The sequence below is a fragment of the Burkholderia sp. AU17457 genome (assembly GCF_002223255.1).
Taxonomy (GTDB): Bacteria; Pseudomonadota; Gammaproteobacteria; order Burkholderiales; family Burkholderiaceae; genus Burkholderia; species Burkholderia sola.
In genome coordinates this window covers 1,754,153-1,770,877 of the sequence record NZ_NKFB01000003.1, presented here as the reverse complement: position 1 = coordinate 1,770,877, position 16,725 = coordinate 1,754,153, and the positions used below count along the sequence as shown (strand labels likewise).

Here is a 16,725-nt window from a genome sequence, read left to right as displayed (position 1 = left end):
ACCGCTTCGTCCAGTTGTGCACGCAGCGAATAGAGTGAGCATCGGAGACGTTTTTCTGGAGACCACAATGATGTCGGGGCATCTGTTCTGGTGGGTCGGGGTGGGCGTGCTGGTCGTCGCGGAGTTGCTGACGGGCACGTTCTACCTGCTGATGATCGCGCTCGGCTTTCTCGCGGGCGGACTGTTGCAACTGGCCGGTTTCGCGCCGCACGTGCAGTTCGGCGCGGCGGCCGCGGTCGCGATCGTCGCGATGATCGTACTGCGCCGCTCGGGGCTCGGCCGCAAGCAGAAGCGAGACACGTCGACGAATCCCGACGTCAATCTCGATATCGGCTCGACCGTCACGGTCGACGCGTGGCGTGACGGCCGCGCGCGCGTGCAGTATCGCGGGGCAGACTGGGACGTCGAGCTCGCGTACGGCGAGCGCGACGATGCGCACGTGTACCAGGTCAGCGCCGTGCGGGGCAATTGCCTCGTGGTCGTGGCGAAACCCGCGGGCTGATTGTCCGCTGATACAACAAGGAGGGAATATTTCATGGATTCGCTGATCATCTGGGTTGTCCTGCTCGTCATCGCGATCGTGATCGTGTCGAAGACGGTGAAGATCGTGCCGCAGCAGCATGCATGGGTGCTCGAGCGCTTCGGGCGCTACCACGCGACGCTGTCTCCCGGTCTCAATATCGTGCTGCCGTTCGTCGATCGCATCGCGTACCGGCACGTGCTGAAGGAAATTCCGCTCGACGTGCCGAGCCAGGTCTGTATCACGCGCGACAACACGCAGTTGCAGGTCGACGGCGTGCTGTACTTCCAGGTAACCGATCCGATGAAGGCGTCCTACGGATCGAGCAACTTCGTGCTGGCGATCACGCAGCTCGCGCAAACCACGCTGCGCTCCGTGGTCGGCAAGCTCGAACTCGACAAGACGTTCGAGGAGCGCGATTTCATCAACCACAACATCGTGTCGGCGCTCGACCAGGCGGCGGCGAACTGGGGCGTGAAAGTGCTGCGCTACGAGATCAAGGACCTGACGCCGCCGAAGGAGATCCTGCACGCGATGCAGGCGCAGATCACCGCGGAGCGCGAAAAGCGCGCGCTGATCGCCGCATCCGAAGGCCGCAAGCAGGAACAGATCAATCTCGCGTCGGGTGCGCGCGAAGCCGCGATCCAGAAGTCCGAAGGCGAGCGGCAGGCCGCGATCAACCAGGCGCAGGGCGAAGCCGCCGCGATTCTGGCGGTGGCCGAGGCGAACGCGCAGGCGATCCAGAAGATCGCGAGCGCGATCCAGTCGCAGGGCGGGATGGACGCGGTGAACCTGAAGGTCGCCGAGCAGTATGTCGGCGCGTTCGCGAATCTCGCGAAGCAGGGCAATACGCTGATCGTGCCGTCGAACCTGTCGGATCTCGGCACCGCGATCTCGTCGGCGCTGACGATCGTCAAGAGCGCGGGGGCGGCGTCCGGCGCGAAGGGCTGAGCCCGACGGTCCGCCCGATGCCAGCGCGGTCGCCCGTTGCGCTCGTCATGCGGCGAATCGTCGCGCAGCCGGACAAACGGCACGCGCGATTCAGGTAGTCCAAAGCGACACGGCCCGCTTCGAGCGGGCCGTGTCGTTTGCGATGATGGCGTGCGCGTCAGGTGCCGGCGCGCATGATGCGCGCCTTCTCGCGTTCCCAGTCGCGTTTCTTCTCGGTTTCGCGCTTGTCGTGCAGCTTCTTGCCCTTCGCGAGCGCGATGTCGCATTTCACGCGGCCGCCCTTGTAGTGGAAGTTCAGCGGCACGAGCGTATAGCCGCGCTGCTCGACCTTGCCGATCAGCTTCTTGATTTCCTCGCGGTGCAGCAGCAGCTTGCGCGTGCGGACCGGGTCGGGCTTGATGTGCGTCGAGGCTTCGGGCAGCGGGCTGATATGGGTCCCGATCAGGAAGATCTCGGCGTTCTTCACCACGACGTAGCCTTCCTTGATCTGGCCGCGTCCGGCGCGCAGCGCCTTGACTTCCCAGCCCTCGAGCACGAGCCCCGCCTCGTAGCGTTCCTCGATGTGATAATCGAAGTGCGCTTTCCTGTTGTCGATGATGCTCATGAAAGGATCGGGCCAACTCGTTTAAAATCACGATTTTAGCAAAGCGGGGCGGGAATCGCCCGGCTTGGCGTTCCCCCTTTCAGCGATGCCGCGCGATTTATGGCAGATGTCCAGAAAACCGTATTGATCCGCCACTCGGCGGAACAGATGTTCGACCTCGTCACCGACGTGGCCGACTACCCCAATTTCCTGCCCTGGTGCGGCGGTGTCGAGGTTCGCCGTCAGGACGAGAGCGGGATGGAAGCGCGCATCGACATCAACTTCAAGGGTATCAAGCAGCATTTCGCGACGCGCAACACGCAGCAGCGTCCGACGCGCATCGACATGGAATTCGCGGACGGGCCGTTCAAGAAGTTCACGGGTTCGTGGCGCTTCACCCCGCTGCGCGCCGATGCGTGCAAGATCGAATTCGCGCTGCACTACGAGTTTTCGAGCATCCTGCTCGAGAAGATCATCGGGCCGGTGTTCAGCCACATCGCGAACACGTTCGTCGATTCGTTCGTGAAGCGCGCGGACCAGCGCTACGGAAAGGGGTGACGCGATGCTGTCGATCGAAGTCTGCTATGCACTGCCGGATCGCCAGACGCTGATTCCGCTGTCGCTGCCCGAAGGGGCGACCGTGCGCTCGGCCATCGACGCGAGCGGCGTGCTCGCGTTGCACCCGGAGATCGATCTCGCGCACGCGAAGACGGGCGTGTACGGCAAGCTCGCGCCGCTCGATACGCCGCTCGTCGACCACGATCGCGTCGAGATCTACCGTCCGCTGATCGTCGATCCGAAGCTCGCGCGCCAGCGGCGCGTCGACAAGTCCCGCCGCGACGGTTCGATCGAGGGCCGCAAGTGGATGCACAAGGACGCGCGCTGACGCGTCGTTCGCGCTGACGGGCGGTCAAACGCCGCGGCGCTCAGTGGGCCGCGGCGTTTGCGTTTGTCGGCGCGCCGCCCGGCGTGTCGCCATGCTTTCGCACGGAGCCGTATACGCCGGCGAGCAGCAGCACGAGCGCGGCGATCTCGAGCGCATGCGGCATCCGCCGGTCGTACACGAACGCGTACAGCATCGCGAACACGGTTTCGAACACGATCAACTGACCCGATAGCGTCAGCGGCAGCCGCTTCGACGCGGCGTTCCACAGCCCGTTGCCGAGCCACGACGCGCCGATCGCGAGCACGAGGTTCAGCAGCCAGAACAACTGCCAGCGCGATGCGGGCACGGCCGCCTGCACGGTGCCGGCCGGCAGCGCGAGGATCGCCAGCCAGCAGAGCCCGCCGATCAGGCCCGTCACGACACCCCACAGCACCGACCATTCGTTGCCGCCGAAGTGGTGATGGCGCTGCAGGTAGCGTGTGTTCGCCACCGCATACCAGGTCCAGCTCGCGAGCGCGCCCAACGCACAGGCGATGCCCGCGAGCTTCTGGGCGAGCGTCGTCGCGTGCGCGGCTTCGGACGTGAACAGATCGACGTTGATGCAGACGATGCCCGCGATCACCAGCACGAGCGGGGCGGCAAGCCGCCGCAGCGGCATGGCGCCGTGGTCGCCGAGGCCCGCGAGCGTGACGGTCACGGGCAGCACGCCCACGATCAGCGAGCTGGGCGCGATGCCGATCAGGTGCACGGCGCCGGACAGCAGCATGTAGTACGCGACGTTGCCGATGACGGCGAGCCTCACGAGGGCGACGAGATCCTCGCGGGTCAGCCGGGCGAGCAGCGAGCGCGCGGCCGGCAAGGCGGCCACGAGCGACACGAGGCCGTACATCGTGTAGCGGCCGGCGCTCAGCAGCAGCGGCGAGAAATCGGTCAGCAGCCGCGGCACGAGAAACACCATGCCCCACAGGGCGCCTGCCAGGACACCGTACACCACGCCGCGCTGCATCGACCGCTCCGAACGAATGACTGAAGTGCGCGCATGTTAGCGATGCCGTCGCGGCGGCGTCTTGTTCATTCCTGCACTCGGGGCATGGCGTCGAGCGGTTTCGACGGGCGGCGAATCAGTCCTTTGCCGAATCGGGTGTCGCCGCCGCGCCGTCACCGGCGGCACGCGTGCGCGCCGGGCGCCGCACGGTACGCAGCTTGCCGCTGTTGCCGCCGCCGCAGTAGAAGCGGTCGTGACCGTCGGATTCGAGCCCCGACACGCCGACACCGGCCGGCATGTCGATCTGCTCGAGTACTTCCCCCGTGCGCGGATCGATGCGCCGCAGGTCGCTCCGGTCGGCTTCCCACGTGCCGTGCCACAGCTCGCCGTCGACCCACGTCACGCCCGTGACGAAGCGGTTCGATTCGATCGTGCGCAGCACGGCGCCCGACTGCGGATCCACCTGATGAATCTTGCGTTCGCTGTACTGGCCGACCCACAGCGTGCCTTCCGCCCACGCGAGCCCCGAATCGGCGCCGCCGCCGGGCGCCGGGATCGTCGCGAGCACGCGGCCCGATTCGGGGTCGATCTTCTCGATGCGGTCCTCGACGATCTGGAACAGGTGGTGGCCGTCGAACGCGGTGCCCGCGTGCGCGGCGACGTCGAGCGAACGGACGATCGTGCCGCGCTCGGGGTCGAGCGCATTCAGCTTGTCGCCGGACGCGTACCACACGTGCTGCCCGTCGAACGTGACGCCGTGCACGGCGTCGACGCCCGGAAACGGGCCGTACTCGTGAAGGATGTCTGCAGTGGAGCGTTTCATGTTCGTTACCTCGTCGTTCGATGAGGCCATCCTAATCGCCCGGCAGCGCAACCGGGAGTAACAAGGTCGTCGCGAATCCGGGCAGCGGCGGCGTCATCCAGCGGCGCGCGCGTGCGCGGCCGAGTGCCTGCACCTTGCCGGTTTCCGCGAGCGCATCCAGCGCGCGCTGCACGGTGCGCTGGCTGGCGCCGAGCGCGAGCGCCAGCGCGGAGCTCGACCATGCTTCGCCGTCGGCGAGGAGCGCGAGCACGGCCGCGTGCCGATCGTCGACCGGGCGCGCGAGGACGACGGTTTCGCGCACGCCGAGCGGTTCGAGCGCGAAGCCGCGCGGCGTCGCGACGACGTTCGCGAGCGGGCGCAGCACCGCGCGCAGCCGGCCGATCTCCACACGCAGCCGCGCACGATGCGATTCGTCGGCCTGTTTCGCGCGGAACGCGGCGGCGACGAGCGCGTTTCTCGACACGTCGGCCGGCCACGCTTCGCCGAGCGCACGGGCGAGCACGAACAGCACCGGACGCCGCGCGAGCGACACGGTCGTGCGCGCATCGCGCACCGTGTGGCGGCATGCGTCGACGACCAGCGCATTCGACTCGAACAGCGTCTCGACTTCGTCGAGCGGCACGAGCCGCGACGTGCCGCGCGCGATGAGCCGAGCGGCCGGCGCGTCGAGCACGCGCGCGGCGGTGTCGACCTCGGCCGTCAGCGCTGCGATGCCGGCGGCGCGGGCGGCTGTCCGCGCACGGTCGAGCGCCGCTCGGGCCGCGTGCGTACGGATGCGGCGCATCGCGATGCCGGCCGCGATCAATTCATGGGCGGCGCGCGATGCGGGCGGCAGCGGCGCGGGATCGAGATGCGCGAGCAGCCGCTCGGCCTCGTCGAGATGGCCGATCAGCAGCAAGCGGCGAACGCCGAGATAGCGTGCATGCGCGGCGTTCGCACGGTCACCGTGCGCGTCGAGCGTCGCGCAGGCCGCATCGAGCGCGCGCGTCGGCCAGTGCAGGTCGCGCGACGCGAGCGCGATCTCGGCTTCCGCGACGACGCAGCGCGCCCGCGCGACCGCTTCCTTCGCGCCGAATGCGCGTGCGGCGCCGCGCACGAGCGAACGCGCGCGTTCGAAATCGCCGAGCTGCGCGAGCGCGATGCCGCGCAGCGCGAGCGCCGGCGCATCGTCGCGCAGCGCGACGCGGTTCAACGCGCCGAGCGCGTCACCGGCCGCGAGCGCGCGCGCGGCCGCCGTGATCAGCGAATCCATCCGAATCCCGACACACTTGTCACTCCCTGCGGTCCGATGCCGGCCACTAATCTAGCACCACGCACACGGCTCCGGATGCCGTGCCCGGATACCCATCGGAAGGAGGAACCTGCAATGACGACCCATCTCACCGGAACCCGCGACGAATGGCTGGCCGAACGCCGCGCGCTGCTCGACGCTGAAAAGGCGTTGACGCGGCAAAGCGACGAACTCGCGCGGCGGCGCCAGGCGCTGCCGTGGGTGCGCGTCGACAAAACTTACCGGTTCGATACCGAGGACGGCCAGACGACGCTCGACGACCTGTTTCGCGGCCGTTCGCAACTGCTCGTCTATCACTTCATGTTCGGCCCCGACTACAAGGCCGGCTGCCCGTCGTGCTCGGCGCTCGCCGACGGCTTCGACGGCTTCGCCGTGCATCTGGCGCACCACGACGTGACGCTCGCGGCCGTGTCGCGCGCGCCGCTCGCGAAACTGCTCGCATACCGGCAGCGGATGGGGTGGACGTTCCCGTGGGCGTCGTCGGTCGGCAGCGATTTCAACTTCGACTTCAATGTGTCGTTCACCGAAACGCAGCAGCGCGCGGGCGACGTCGAATACAACTATGCGCGGGCCGGCCATGCGATGGACATGGATCCGCCGCCGGCGCCCGTCGTGCAGTTCGCGGCCACGTGCGGCACCGACGCGCTCACGTATTCGCTCGACCGGCCGGGGATGAGTGCGTTCGTGCGCGAGGACGGCGCCGTCTATCACACGTATTCGACCTACGCACGCGGCCTCGACGGCTTGTGGGGGATGTACCAGTGGCTCGATCGCGCGCCGCGCGGGCGCAACGAGGCCGGCCCGTGGTGGCGTCGTCACGACGAGTACGCGCGCGGCTGAGCGGGCCGGCGACGGGTGGGCATGCGCAATGACACGAACGACGACCGGGCTGAAAACCGGGCCGGCAACCGGCGAGACAGCCCCCGATCCGCGGGTGTTCGGCGCGGCGATCGCGGCCGTGTTCGCGGTCGCCGCGATGGCGTTGCTGGCGCAGCACGCGTCGATGGCGGAGATGGGCGGCGAACCGATGCCCGGCGGCTGGATCGCGTCGGCCGCCTGGCTGCGACCGTGCGGGCAGGGCGCCGGGCGCGCATTCGCCGCGTTCGCCGGAATGTGGGGCGCGATGACGGTGACGATGATGCTGCCCGTGCTCGCGCCGCGGCTCTGGCATTACCGGCAGCGCATCGGCCCCTATGCGGCGGTGCGGCCGGCCTGGCTCGTCGTCGTCGCGCGGGCCGGCTACTTCTCGGTCTGGATCGCGCTCGGCGCGTTGGTGTTTCCAGCCGGCGCCGCGCTGACGACGGCCGCGGCGCGGCTGCCGGCGCTCGCCCGGACGATGCCGTTCGCGACCGGCGCCGTCGTGCTGGCCGCGGGCGGGCTGCAATTCTCCGGGTGGAAGGCGCGCCGGCTCGTGTGCTGCCGGCACGCGGCGGTACAAGGCGGACACCGGCCGCGGGCGGCGGCCGCCACGGCATGGCGGTACGGCGTGCATGCCGCGATCCGATGCGGCGCGTGTTGCGGGAACCTGATGGCGGTCGCGCTGGCGGCCGGCATGATGGATCTGCGCGTGATGGCCGCCGTCGCGGGGGCGATCGCCGCCGAACGCCTGGCGCCGGCCGGCGGGCGCGTCGCGCGGATCGTCGGGTGCGGCGTGGTGGTGGCCGGCATCGCGATGGTCGCCCGCGCGGCCGGGCTGGCGTGAGGCGGGCAGAGCCGCTTCGGCTGTGTGGCGCCGGGCCGTGCGCGGCCGCTGTCGTCGCGCCCGTGTGGCCTCGGCGCGACACGCGCACGTGCCGCCCGGCCAGCCCTTGCGCGAATGGTTCGACGCGGCCGTGAAACGAAAAGCGATCGAAAACGAACCGAACGGCGATCCGAACGATTCGGCCCCCGAACGGCCGAAACCGGCTAAGCCGTTGTTCGTGTTGTGAAAATTCACGGCGCTTCGCGTATAATTCGCTTTTGCGCCCATAGGATTTGCCATGCGTCTGATCCAAAAAGCACTCACTTTCGATGACGTGCTCCTCGTTCCCGCCTTCTCCGACGTTCTCCCGCGCGACACCAGCCTCAAGACCAAGCTGACCCGCAACATCTCCCTGAACATGCCGCTCGTGTCCGCCGCGATGGACACGGTCACCGAAGGTCGCCTCGCGATCGCGATGGCGCAGCAGGGTGGCGTCGGTATCGTCCACAAGAACCTCACGCCGGCCGAGCAGGCCCGCGAAGTCGCGAAGGTCAAGCGTTTCGAGTCGGGCGTCGTCCGCGACCCGATCACCGTGCCGCCGCAAATGAAGGTGCGCGACGTGATCGCGCTGTCGCGCCAGCATGGCATCTCGGGCTTCCCGGTCGTCGAAGGTCCGCAGCTCGTCGGCATCGTCACGAACCGCGACCTGCGTTTCGAAACGCGCCTCGACGAGCCGGTCAAGTCGATCATGACGCCGCGCGAGCGCCTCGTCACGGTCAAGGAAGGCACGCCGCTCGCCGAAGCGAAGGCGCTGATGCACAGCCACCGCCTCGAGCGCGTGCTGGTCGTCAACGACGCGTTCGAACTGCGCGGCCTGATGACCGTCAAGGACATCACGAAGCAGACCGAGCACCCGGACGCGTGCAAGGACGAACACGGCAAGCTGCGCGCAGGCGCGGCGGTCGGCGTCGGCCCGGACAACGAGGAGCGCGTCGAGCTGCTGGTGCAGGCCGGCGTCGACGTGATCGTCGTCGATACCGCGCACGGTCACAGCAAGGGCGTGCTCGAGCGCGTGCGCTGGGTCAAGCAGAACTTCCCGCACGTCGAGGTGATCGGCGGCAACATCGCGACGGCCGCCGCCGCGAAGGCGCTCGTCGAATACGGCGCGGACGCGGTCAAGGTCGGTATCGGCCCGGGCTCGATCTGCACGACGCGGATCGTCGCGGGTGTCGGCGTGCCGCAGATCAGCGCGATCGCGAACGTCGCGGAAGCGCTGAAGGGCACCGGCGTGCCGTGCATCGCCGACGGCGGCGTGCGCTTCTCGGGCGACGTGTCGAAGGCCCTCGCGGCCGGCGCGAACGCGGTGATGATGGGCAGCATGTTCGCGGGCACCGAAGAGGCGCCGGGCGACGTGTTCCTGTATCAGGGCCGCCAGTACAAGTCGTATCGCGGCATGGGTTCGGTCGGTGCGATGAAGGACGGCGCGGCAGACCGCTACTTCCAGGACAACTCGGCGAACATCGACAAGCTCGTGCCTGAAGGCATCGAAGGCCGCGTCGCGTACAAGGGTTCGGTCAACGCGATCCTGTTCCAGCTGGTCGGCGGCGTGCGCGCGAGCATGGGCTACTGCGGCTGCAAGACGATCGACGAGCTGCACGAGAAGGCCGAATTCGTCCAGATCACCGCGGCGGGCATGCGCGAGTCGCACGTGCACGACGTGCAGATCACGAAGGAAGCGCCGAACTACCACGTGGACTGATCGCCGATGAAACCGCTGCTGCGAGCCGTGCTGATCGTCGATGCCGTGCTGCTGCTGGCGTTCGGCGTGCTGTTCGTGCTGACGCCCTGGCAGGCGCTGTTCAACGCGCTGCAACTGGCGAACATCCAGCCGGCGATGCTCGGCCAGGCGTTCGGCATCGCGCTGCTCGGGCTCGCGTGGCTCGCGTTTCATGCGGCGTTCAACGGCGACCTCACGGCGCCCGTCGCACGGGCGGTCGGCCACGTGTACTGGCTGACCGGCGTGCTGACCGTCGTGTGGTCGATCGGTACCGGCAGCGGGCCCGCGCTCGCGGCCGCCGGCCGGGTGTTGTCGGCGGTGGCCGGGGTCGCGTTGATCCTGCTCGGCCTCGGCGGCGTGCGCCTCGCATCGGCCGTGCGCCGGCGCGAGAAAGCGCAGGCGCTCGAGGCCCGGGACGCGCAGCGTCCGGTCGAACCGGCGCCGGCCTCCGCAGTGCAGCCGCGGGTCGAGCCGGTCGTCAGCCGTCCGGTGGCGCCTTCGGCGCCGGCCGCGGCAGCCCCATCGGCCGTTTCCGAGCGCGCGTCAGGCAGCGTCGCGTTCGACGCGCGCCCGCCGTCGCAGGATTGACCGGCAATGCGTCGCGCGAGCCGCCTGCCGCCCGACGCCGCTGTCCATGCTTTTGACGCAGCGCTTCGTGCGCTGCTTTTCTTATTCTCTTCATCCCGTCCGCAGCCATGCACGACAAAATCCTGATTCTCGACTTCGGTTCGCAAGTCACCCAACTGATCGCGCGCCGCGTGCGTGAAGCGCACGTCTACTGCGAAATTCATCCGAACGATGTGTCCGACGACTTCGTCCGCGAGTTCGCGCCGAAGGCGGTGATCCTGTCGGGCAGCCACGCGAGCACGTACGAAGACCATCAACTGCGCGCGCCGCAGGCCGTGTGGGATCTCAGCGTGCCGGTGCTCGGCATCTGCTACGGCATGCAGACGATGGCCGTGCAGCTCGGCGGCAAAGTCGAGTGGAGCGACCACCGCGAATTCGGCTACGCGGAAATGCGTGCGCACGGCCATACGCGCCTGCTCGACGGCATCGAGGATTTCACGACGGCCGAAGGCCACGGCATGCTGAAGGTCTGGATGAGCCACGGCGACAAGGTGGCCGAGCTGCCGCCGGGCTTCGCGCTGATGGCGTCGACGCCGAGCTGCCCGATCGCCGGCATGGCCGACGAGGCGCGCGGCTACTACGCGGTGCAGTTCCACCCGGAAGTCACGCACACGGTGAAGGGCCGCCAGATCATCGAACGCTTCGTGCTGCAGATCGCCGGCGCGAAGCCCGACTGGATCATGAAGAACCACATCGAGGAAGCCGTCGCGAAGATCCGCGAGCAGGTTGGTGACGAGGAAGTGATTCTCGGCCTGTCGGGCGGCGTCGATTCGAGCGTCGCGGCCGCGCTGATCCATCGCGCGATCGGCGATCAGCTGACCTGCGTGTTCGTCGATCACGGCCTGCTGCGCCTGAACGAAGGCAAGATGGTGCTCGACATGTTCGAGGGCCGCCTGCATGCGAAGGTCGTGCACGTCGACGCGTCCGAGCAGTTCCTTGGCCACCTGGCCGGCGTGACCGATCCGGAAGCGAAGCGCAAGATCATCGGCCGCGAGTTCGTCGAGGTATTCCAGGCCGAGGCGAAGAAGCTGTCGAAGGCGAAGTGGCTTGCGCAGGGCACGATCTACCCGGACGTGGTCGAGTCGGGCGGCACGAAGACGAAGAAGGCGACGACGATCAAGAGCCACCACAACGTCGGCGGCCTGCCGGAAACGCTCGGCCTGAAGTTGCTCGAGCCGCTGCGCGACCTGTTCAAGGACGAAGTGCGCGAGCTGGGCGTCGCGCTCGGCCTGCCGCCGGAGATGGTGTACCGCCATCCGTTCCCGGGCCCGGGCCTCGGCGTGCGGATTCTCGGCGAAGTGAAGCGCGAGTACGCGGACCTGCTGCGCCGCGCGGACGCGATCTTCATCGAGGAACTGCGCGGCACGGTCGCGACCGCGCAGGATGCGGCGGCCGGCCTGTGCGGCGAGGCCGATGTCGGCAAGAGCTGGTACGACCTGACGAGCCAGGCGTTCGCGGTGTTCCTGCCGGTGAAGTCGGTCGGCGTGATGGGCGATGGCCGCACGTACGACTATGTGACGTCGCTGCGCGCGGTGCAGACGACCGACTTCATGACCGCGCACTGGGCGCATCTGCCGTATGCGCTGCTCGGCCGCGCGTCGAACCGGATCATCAACGAAGTGCGTGGGATCAATCGGGTCGTGTACGACATCTCGGGGAAGCCGCCGGCGACGATCGAGTGGGAGTGAGCATTCCGGCTGAATCGGCGTTCGATTCCGCTTGTGTCGTCGCGCATCGGTCGATGTCGCGATAGTTCGCAAGCGGATTGTCGGTTCGGTTGGCTTGCTGCCCCGGCTCACGCGGGAGCAAGAAGCGGCCTGGCAATTCATTGCCCGGCCGTTTTGCGTTAACGCGTGCAGTCAGTCAGCGCGCGTCGTGTTTCCCGTTCCGGGACCGGATACGTCATGCATGCGCCCGCCCGAGCGACCGCAAATACATCGGCACCTTCGCCTTGGTCGTCGCCTGCACCCGCGACATCAACGCGTGATCGATCCGATCCAGCCCATAAGTCCGCGAAATATCCTGCTGCAACCGGCACCACAGATGCCCAGCCATCTCGGCATCGACCATCGCGCGGTGCGCACGGCCCGTTTGCGGCAACCGCAGCATCTCGGCGAGGCTCGACAGGCGGTGACTCCGCGCGTCCGGGTAGATCCGTCTCGCCACCAGCATCGTGCACGCGAACGCATGGTCGGCCGACGTGCCAAGCATCCCCAGTTCCGACTGCCAGAAGCGCTTGTCGAAGCCGGCGTTGTGGGCGACGACCGCATGCTTGCCGACGAACGCCGCCGCTTCCTTCATGACTTCGGACGCGGGCGGCGCCGTCGCGATCATGTCGTTCGTGATGCCGGTGAGCGCGACCACATCGGACGGGATGCGTCGGCCTGCATTCATCAAGCTCTGGAAACGGTCGACGACTTGCCCGTCGCGCAGCAGGATGACGGCAATTTCGGTTGCACGGTCGCCCAGATTCGGCGACAGCCCGGTTGTTTCGAAGTCCAGTACCGCGACGGTTTGCATGGTTGAATTCGGGTGCTTCATCAGAGGGTGTCGAGTGTGGCCGAGAGGGTAGCATCTTCGGGCGCGCGAACGGCGGATTCGTCGAGCAGGAGCGAGCAGGCTACCGATTGACGATAATGAAATCTCGCTCCAGGCCAGACGGAGATGCTGCCGTGACTCAACTGACGCTACCCGGATTCGATGCGCCGCCGCCGGCTCCCGTGCACCGCTTCTTTTTCGCCGTGATGCCGGACCCGGCCACGGCGGCGCGCATTACTGACCTTGCCGAAAGCATGCGGCTGGAGAAGGACAGCCCGGTGAGCACCGAGCGTCTGCACATCACACTGGGTTCTGTGGGCGACTTCGCTTATGTTCCGGACGCTAAGCTTGCGCGGGCCCGCGCGGTCGCGGATCGCATGGATGTACCGTCTTTCTCCGTGAGGTTCGACAAGATCATCAGCTTCAACGGGCGGTCCGGTCGTCAGCCGCTGGTGCTGATGGGGAAGGCCGGACTGGAGGACTTGCTCGATTTTCGACGGCAGTTGCGAGACGCGTTGAAACGGGTAGGCGTGCGTGTTTTTCCGTCGGGTTTCACCCCGCACGTGACGCTGCTGTATGGCGCACAGAGGCCCGATGAGTACCGGATCGAGCCGATTACTTGGACTGTGCTCGACTTCGTCCTGATCGATAGCTGGCTCGGCAAGTCGCACTACGACGTTTTGGGGCGCTGGCCGCTGACGACCGGCAGTCCGCCGGGATGACCTTCAGTCCCGATCGCCTCCGCGATAATGAAGGTGAATCAGCGGATACGGCCGCCCTTGCCCGTCCAACTCCGATCGCCCGCAGCGCTCGAATCCGAGTCGTTCATAAAATCTCGCCGCCGCGTCGTTCTGTTCGTTGACGTCGGTCGACAGGCCGGGGTGGCGCTTGAGCGCCTCTTCGACGAGCAACCGCCCGACACCCGCGCGATGGTGGGCGGGATCGACGAACAGCGCTTCCATGTGGCTGCCGTCGAGCAGCATGAAGCCGATCGGACGATCGCGCTCGTCGACGGCCACATCGAGCGGCGCGCCGGGCAGAAACGCGACGACTTCGGATTCGATCGTGCGACGGTCGTCATCGCTCAGGAAGTGATGCGTGGCGTCGACGGCATGGCGCCAGATATCCAGCACGCGTGTGCCGTCGGCCTCGGTGGATTGTCGAATTCTGATCATGGTTCGATGCGTGATGATTCGGTGCTCGGCGGGTGGCGGCTCCATGACGGAGCGAACGCGTCGCGGGATGCGCAAGTGACGGCGATGTATCAGTCGGATGGCCGCCGCGCGTGCGCCAGCGCTGCAGCCCGCTCCATCGCCCGTCGCGCGACCTCCCGCACACCCGCGCTCATCGGTAAATCGTCGCGGTCGAGCTCGTCGATCCCGAACCAGCGCGCATCGAGCGCATCGTCGCCGGCGGCCGGCGTGCCGCGTAGCCATCTGCACAGCACCGCGATCATGACGAAATGCTGGCGCACGGCGCCGTGCGCATCGTAATCGAACGCATCCAGCGCGGTAAAGGTGTCGAGCGCCTCGACGTCGATCGTCGTTTCTTCGGCGATCTCGCGCACGACCGCATCCGCGAGCGGCTCGCCCGGTTCGATCTTGCCGCCGGGAAAGCCCCAGCAGCCCGCGTCGGGCGGATTTGCGCGGCGCACGAGCAGCACGTCGCGTTCGCGTAGCACGATGCCGATCACGGCGGGAACGGGGCGCAAGGGTACAGCGTTGCCAGGTGCGGACATGGTCGGGCCTACCCGTCGGTGCGAACGAACGCGTGAGCGTGCACGTCGCTCATCGCGCGTCCCCGGTACGCCGTTCGATCGCACGAATCACGGCGACCATGTCGGCCGCGCCGTGTCCGGCCTGCTCGGTCTCGCCGTAAAGCGCGTGGCAGATGTCGAGCAGCGGCGACGCGATGCCGATGCCGCGCGCGGATTCGGCGACGAGACGCGCATTCTTCAGCACGTCGGTAATCGCGGCCTGCACCGAGAAATCGTCCGCGACGAGCTTGCCGAGCTTCACGCGCGACACGTCGCTGGCCATCGGGCCGGCATTCAGCACGTCGGCGAAGCGCGCGAGGTCGATACCGTGACGTTGCGCGAAATGCGTGGCTTCGGCGAGACCGGTGACCATCGTGATCAGGAACAGGTTGACGGCGAGCTTCATCGTCAGCGCCGACGGCACGTCGCCGCACACGAAGCTGTCGCGGCACAGCGGCTTCACGAGCGCGCGGACGGCGCCGACGTCGTCTGGCGCGCCGGCCAGCATCACGACGAGCTGCCCGGCTTCGGCCGGCTTGCGCGAGCCCGACACCGGCGCCTCGACGTAGCGGCCCGACGCGGCGGCGATGTCATCGGCGAGCGCGCGCGAGTATTCGGGCGCATTCGTGCCCATGTTGACGATCGTGTGTCCGCCGACCCGGGCGGCAAAACCGGGCGTGCCGCGCGCGAGGGCGGCATCGATCGCCGCGTCGTTCGCGAGCATCAAAATCACGGTGCGGCAGGACCCGAATACGTCGTCGATGTCCCCGGCCACGCGCGCGCCGGCGTCGCGCAGTGCATCGTCGTTGCCGTGCGAACGGCTCCACACGACGAGCGGCGTGCCGGCCCGCGCGAGATTGAGTGCCATCGGCGTGCCCATCACGCCGAGACCGATGAATCCGACTGCGGTTTGCATGGTGCTGCTCCCACGGTAGCTGGTGACGATCGTGGAAGTCAGTATCGCAGCGTTTTCGCATGCTTGCCATGTGGCCCGCGCGAGCGGGGAAGCCGCGTCATCGCCGCTACGCAAGGTTCGCCAGATACGGCCACGGATAAATGCCGCGTGCATGACCGTCGCCGAACAGGAAGCGCACGCCGTAGCCGAGCGCTTCCACGCCGTCCAGTGTCAGGCCCGGCCGCGCGTCGATGTGGCCGCCGTCGAGCCGGAACTTTCGGCATTCCGCACACGGGCAGTCGCTGCGCAACCGCGCATAGCCGATACGTTGCGTGGCGCCGTCGGGCCAGCGCAGCGTCAGTGCGTGCGCCGGGTGATCGAGTGCGATGTCGGTCGGCGCGATCATCGCGATGCGTCGTCGATCTGTCCGATCGCGATCCGCACGGCCTTGCGGACTTCGGGGTCGCGATCGCCGAGTGCGTCGTGCAGCGCGGGCAGCGTCGCCCGGTCGCGCAATTCGCCGAGCGCGAGGGCGGCTTCCTTGCGCAGATTGCTGATCGCATGCGGGAGCAGCGCGACGACGGCCGATGCCGCGGCCGCATCGCGCAATTGTCCGAGCGCACGCACGGCGCGCACGCGCACTTGCCAGTAATCGTCGTCGAGCGCGGCGACGAGCGGGTCGCGCGCAACGGCGGCGCGAAGCTTGCCGAGCGTGGCCGCCGCTTCCTCGCGCACCTGCCATTCGGCGTCACGCAGCGCCGCGAGCAACGCGGTGACGACGGCCGCATCGCCAGCCGATGCAAATCCGATTGCGCCGACCGCCGCGCGCCGCACGTCGGCATCGGCATCCGTGGTCGCGATGCGCGCGAGCGGCGACAGCGCGCGGCCGTCCTTGAGCCAACCGAGCACGACGACCGCTTCCGTGCGTACGGCAGCGGCGCTCGCGTCGAGCGCGCGCAGCGCGGGCGCGAACGCGTCGGGATCGCGCAACTCGCGCAAGCCGCGCAGCACGGCGGCGCGCACGAACGGCTCGGGTCGGTCGGCCCACCGGCACAGCACGGCGCCCGATGCCGCGTCCTTCAGTTCGGACAGGCTCTGCGCGGCGGTCGCGCGCACGCCGTCGTCGGGATCGAGCAGCGCGTGGCACAGCGCGTCGACGACATCGGGTTGCTCCCATGCGTCGAGCACGCGTGCGGCCTCGCTGCGCACGTCGGTCGACGGGTCGTCGCGCAGCGCCGCGACGAACGACGGCACGAGTTCGGGCGCTTCGAGATCGGCGAGTTCGAGCAGTGCGATGCGGCGCACCGACGCATCGGCTGCGGCGAGGCGCGCGACGAGCGCGGCATGATCGGCGGCCGGCACGCCGGGCGACGGGAAAGCGGAGGAAGAAGCGGTCATGGAGCAAAGTCGGT

At 68.1% G+C, this 16,725-nt stretch carries 20 protein-coding genes; 10 read left to right on the top strand and 10 right to left on the bottom strand.

The window, feature by feature from the left end; genetic code table 11:
• The first annotated feature begins 67 nt into the window (after positions 1-67).
• Positions 68-502: an NfeD family protein gene (locus tag CFB49_RS10950; RefSeq protein WP_089435202.1), complete on the top strand. Its 435-nt coding sequence runs from the start codon at positions 68-70 to the stop codon at positions 500-502.
• Positions 503-535: 33 nt separating this feature from the next.
• Positions 536-1,471 (top strand): SPFH domain-containing protein, encoded by a 936-nt coding sequence (locus tag CFB49_RS10945; protein ID WP_059573709.1) that lies wholly within the window; start codon positions 536-538, stop codon positions 1,469-1,471.
• Positions 1,472-1,628: 157 nt separating this feature from the next.
• Here CFB49_RS10945 and smpB read toward each other — a convergent pair whose 3' ends face one another.
• A complete protein-coding gene (gene smpB / locus CFB49_RS10940) occupies positions 1,629-2,075 on the bottom strand; it encodes an SsrA-binding protein SmpB (protein WP_006478511.1) in 447 nt (148 codons plus the stop codon).
• 99 nt (positions 2,076-2,174) lie between these two features.
• Between smpB and CFB49_RS10935 the strand changes: the two genes are divergently transcribed.
• A complete protein-coding gene (locus CFB49_RS10935) occupies positions 2,175-2,612 on the top strand; it encodes a type II toxin-antitoxin system RatA family toxin (RefSeq protein WP_089491315.1) in 438 nt (145 codons plus the stop codon).
• A gap of 4 nt (positions 2,613-2,616) precedes the next feature.
• Entirely contained in the window at positions 2,617-2,940 is a 324-nt protein-coding gene (locus CFB49_RS10930) for an RnfH family protein (RefSeq protein ID WP_034207647.1), read from the top strand.
• Between the two features lie 40 nt (positions 2,941-2,980).
• Here the strand turns inward: CFB49_RS10930 and CFB49_RS10925 are convergent, their stop codons facing one another.
• The 3 genes from CFB49_RS10925 to CFB49_RS10915 form a co-directional block, all read right to left on the bottom strand.
• Positions 2,981-3,946: a DMT family transporter gene (locus tag CFB49_RS10925; RefSeq protein WP_089491314.1), complete on the bottom strand. Its 966-nt coding sequence runs from the start codon at positions 3,944-3,946 to the stop codon at positions 2,981-2,983.
• A 115-nt stretch (positions 3,947-4,061) separates the two neighbouring features.
• Entirely contained in the window at positions 4,062-4,748 is a 687-nt protein-coding gene (locus CFB49_RS10920) for a Vgb family protein (RefSeq protein WP_089491473.1), read from the bottom strand.
• Between the two features lie 31 nt (positions 4,749-4,779).
• The gene (locus tag CFB49_RS10915; RefSeq protein WP_069617653.1) at positions 4,780-6,000 is read right to left on the bottom strand and encodes a DNA-binding protein; all 1,221 of its coding nucleotides are present in this window, start codon (positions 5,998-6,000) and stop codon (positions 4,780-4,782) included.
• 114 nt (positions 6,001-6,114) lie between these two features.
• Between CFB49_RS10915 and CFB49_RS10910 the strand changes: the two genes are divergently transcribed.
• From CFB49_RS10910 to guaA, 5 genes are all read left to right on the top strand, one after another.
• Positions 6,115-6,879, top strand: coding sequence for a DUF899 domain-containing protein (locus tag CFB49_RS10910; protein WP_069617652.1), 765 nt, complete (start codon positions 6,115-6,117; stop codon positions 6,877-6,879).
• Between the two features lie 28 nt (positions 6,880-6,907).
• Positions 6,908-7,741, top strand: a complete 834-nt coding sequence (locus tag CFB49_RS10905) for a DUF2182 domain-containing protein (protein ID WP_089491313.1) — start codon at positions 6,908-6,910, stop codon at positions 7,739-7,741.
• Positions 7,742-8,018: 277 nt separating this feature from the next.
• Positions 8,019-9,479, top strand: a complete 1,461-nt coding sequence (gene guaB / locus CFB49_RS10900; protein ID WP_006488752.1) for an IMP dehydrogenase — start codon at positions 8,019-8,021, stop codon at positions 9,477-9,479.
• A gap of 6 nt (positions 9,480-9,485) precedes the next feature.
• The gene (locus CFB49_RS10895) at positions 9,486-10,085 is read left to right on the top strand and encodes a hypothetical protein (RefSeq protein ID WP_089491312.1); all 600 of its coding nucleotides are present in this window, start codon (positions 9,486-9,488) and stop codon (positions 10,083-10,085) included.
• A gap of 107 nt (positions 10,086-10,192) precedes the next feature.
• Positions 10,193-11,812, top strand: a complete 1,620-nt coding sequence (gene guaA, locus CFB49_RS10890) for a glutamine-hydrolyzing GMP synthase (RefSeq protein WP_069617649.1) — start codon at positions 10,193-10,195, stop codon at positions 11,810-11,812.
• Between the two features lie 214 nt (positions 11,813-12,026).
• On the opposite strand, the gene CFB49_RS10885 is transcribed toward guaA, so the two are convergent.
• Positions 12,027-12,644 carry a 3'-5' exonuclease gene (locus CFB49_RS10885; RefSeq protein WP_089491311.1) on the bottom strand — a complete coding sequence of 206 codons (618 nt, stop codon included), beginning with the start codon at positions 12,642-12,644 and terminating at the stop codon, positions 12,027-12,029.
• A gap of 116 nt (positions 12,645-12,760) precedes the next feature.
• On the opposite strand from CFB49_RS10885, the gene CFB49_RS10880 reads away from it, so the two are divergent.
• Entirely contained in the window at positions 12,761-13,384 is a 624-nt protein-coding gene (locus tag CFB49_RS10880) for a 2'-5' RNA ligase family protein (RefSeq protein WP_089491472.1), read from the top strand.
• 3 nt (positions 13,385-13,387) lie between these two features.
• Here the strand turns inward: CFB49_RS10880 and CFB49_RS10875 are convergent, their stop codons facing one another.
• The 5 genes from CFB49_RS10875 to CFB49_RS10855 form a co-directional block, all read right to left on the bottom strand.
• Positions 13,388-13,837: an acetyltransferase gene (locus CFB49_RS10875; protein WP_089491310.1), complete on the bottom strand. Its 450-nt coding sequence runs from the start codon at positions 13,835-13,837 to the stop codon at positions 13,388-13,390.
• A gap of 89 nt (positions 13,838-13,926) precedes the next feature.
• On the bottom strand, positions 13,927-14,400 hold the full coding sequence (locus CFB49_RS10870; RefSeq protein WP_089491309.1) for an NUDIX hydrolase: 474 nt from the start codon (positions 14,398-14,400) through the stop codon (positions 13,927-13,929).
• Between the two features lie 49 nt (positions 14,401-14,449).
• Positions 14,450-15,334 carry an NAD(P)-dependent oxidoreductase gene (locus CFB49_RS10865; protein ID WP_089435193.1) on the bottom strand — a complete coding sequence of 295 codons (885 nt, stop codon included), beginning with the start codon at positions 15,332-15,334 and terminating at the stop codon, positions 14,450-14,452.
• 106 nt (positions 15,335-15,440) lie between these two features.
• Entirely contained in the window at positions 15,441-15,719 is a 279-nt protein-coding gene (locus CFB49_RS10860; RefSeq protein ID WP_089491308.1) for a gamma-butyrobetaine hydroxylase-like domain-containing protein, read from the bottom strand.
• Positions 15,716-16,711: a HEAT repeat domain-containing protein gene (locus CFB49_RS10855; protein WP_089491307.1), complete on the bottom strand. Its 996-nt coding sequence runs from the start codon at positions 16,709-16,711 to the stop codon at positions 15,716-15,718. The genes CFB49_RS10860 and CFB49_RS10855 overlap by 4 nt, the downstream gene beginning before the upstream one ends.
• Between the last annotated feature and the right edge of the window lie 14 nt (positions 16,712-16,725).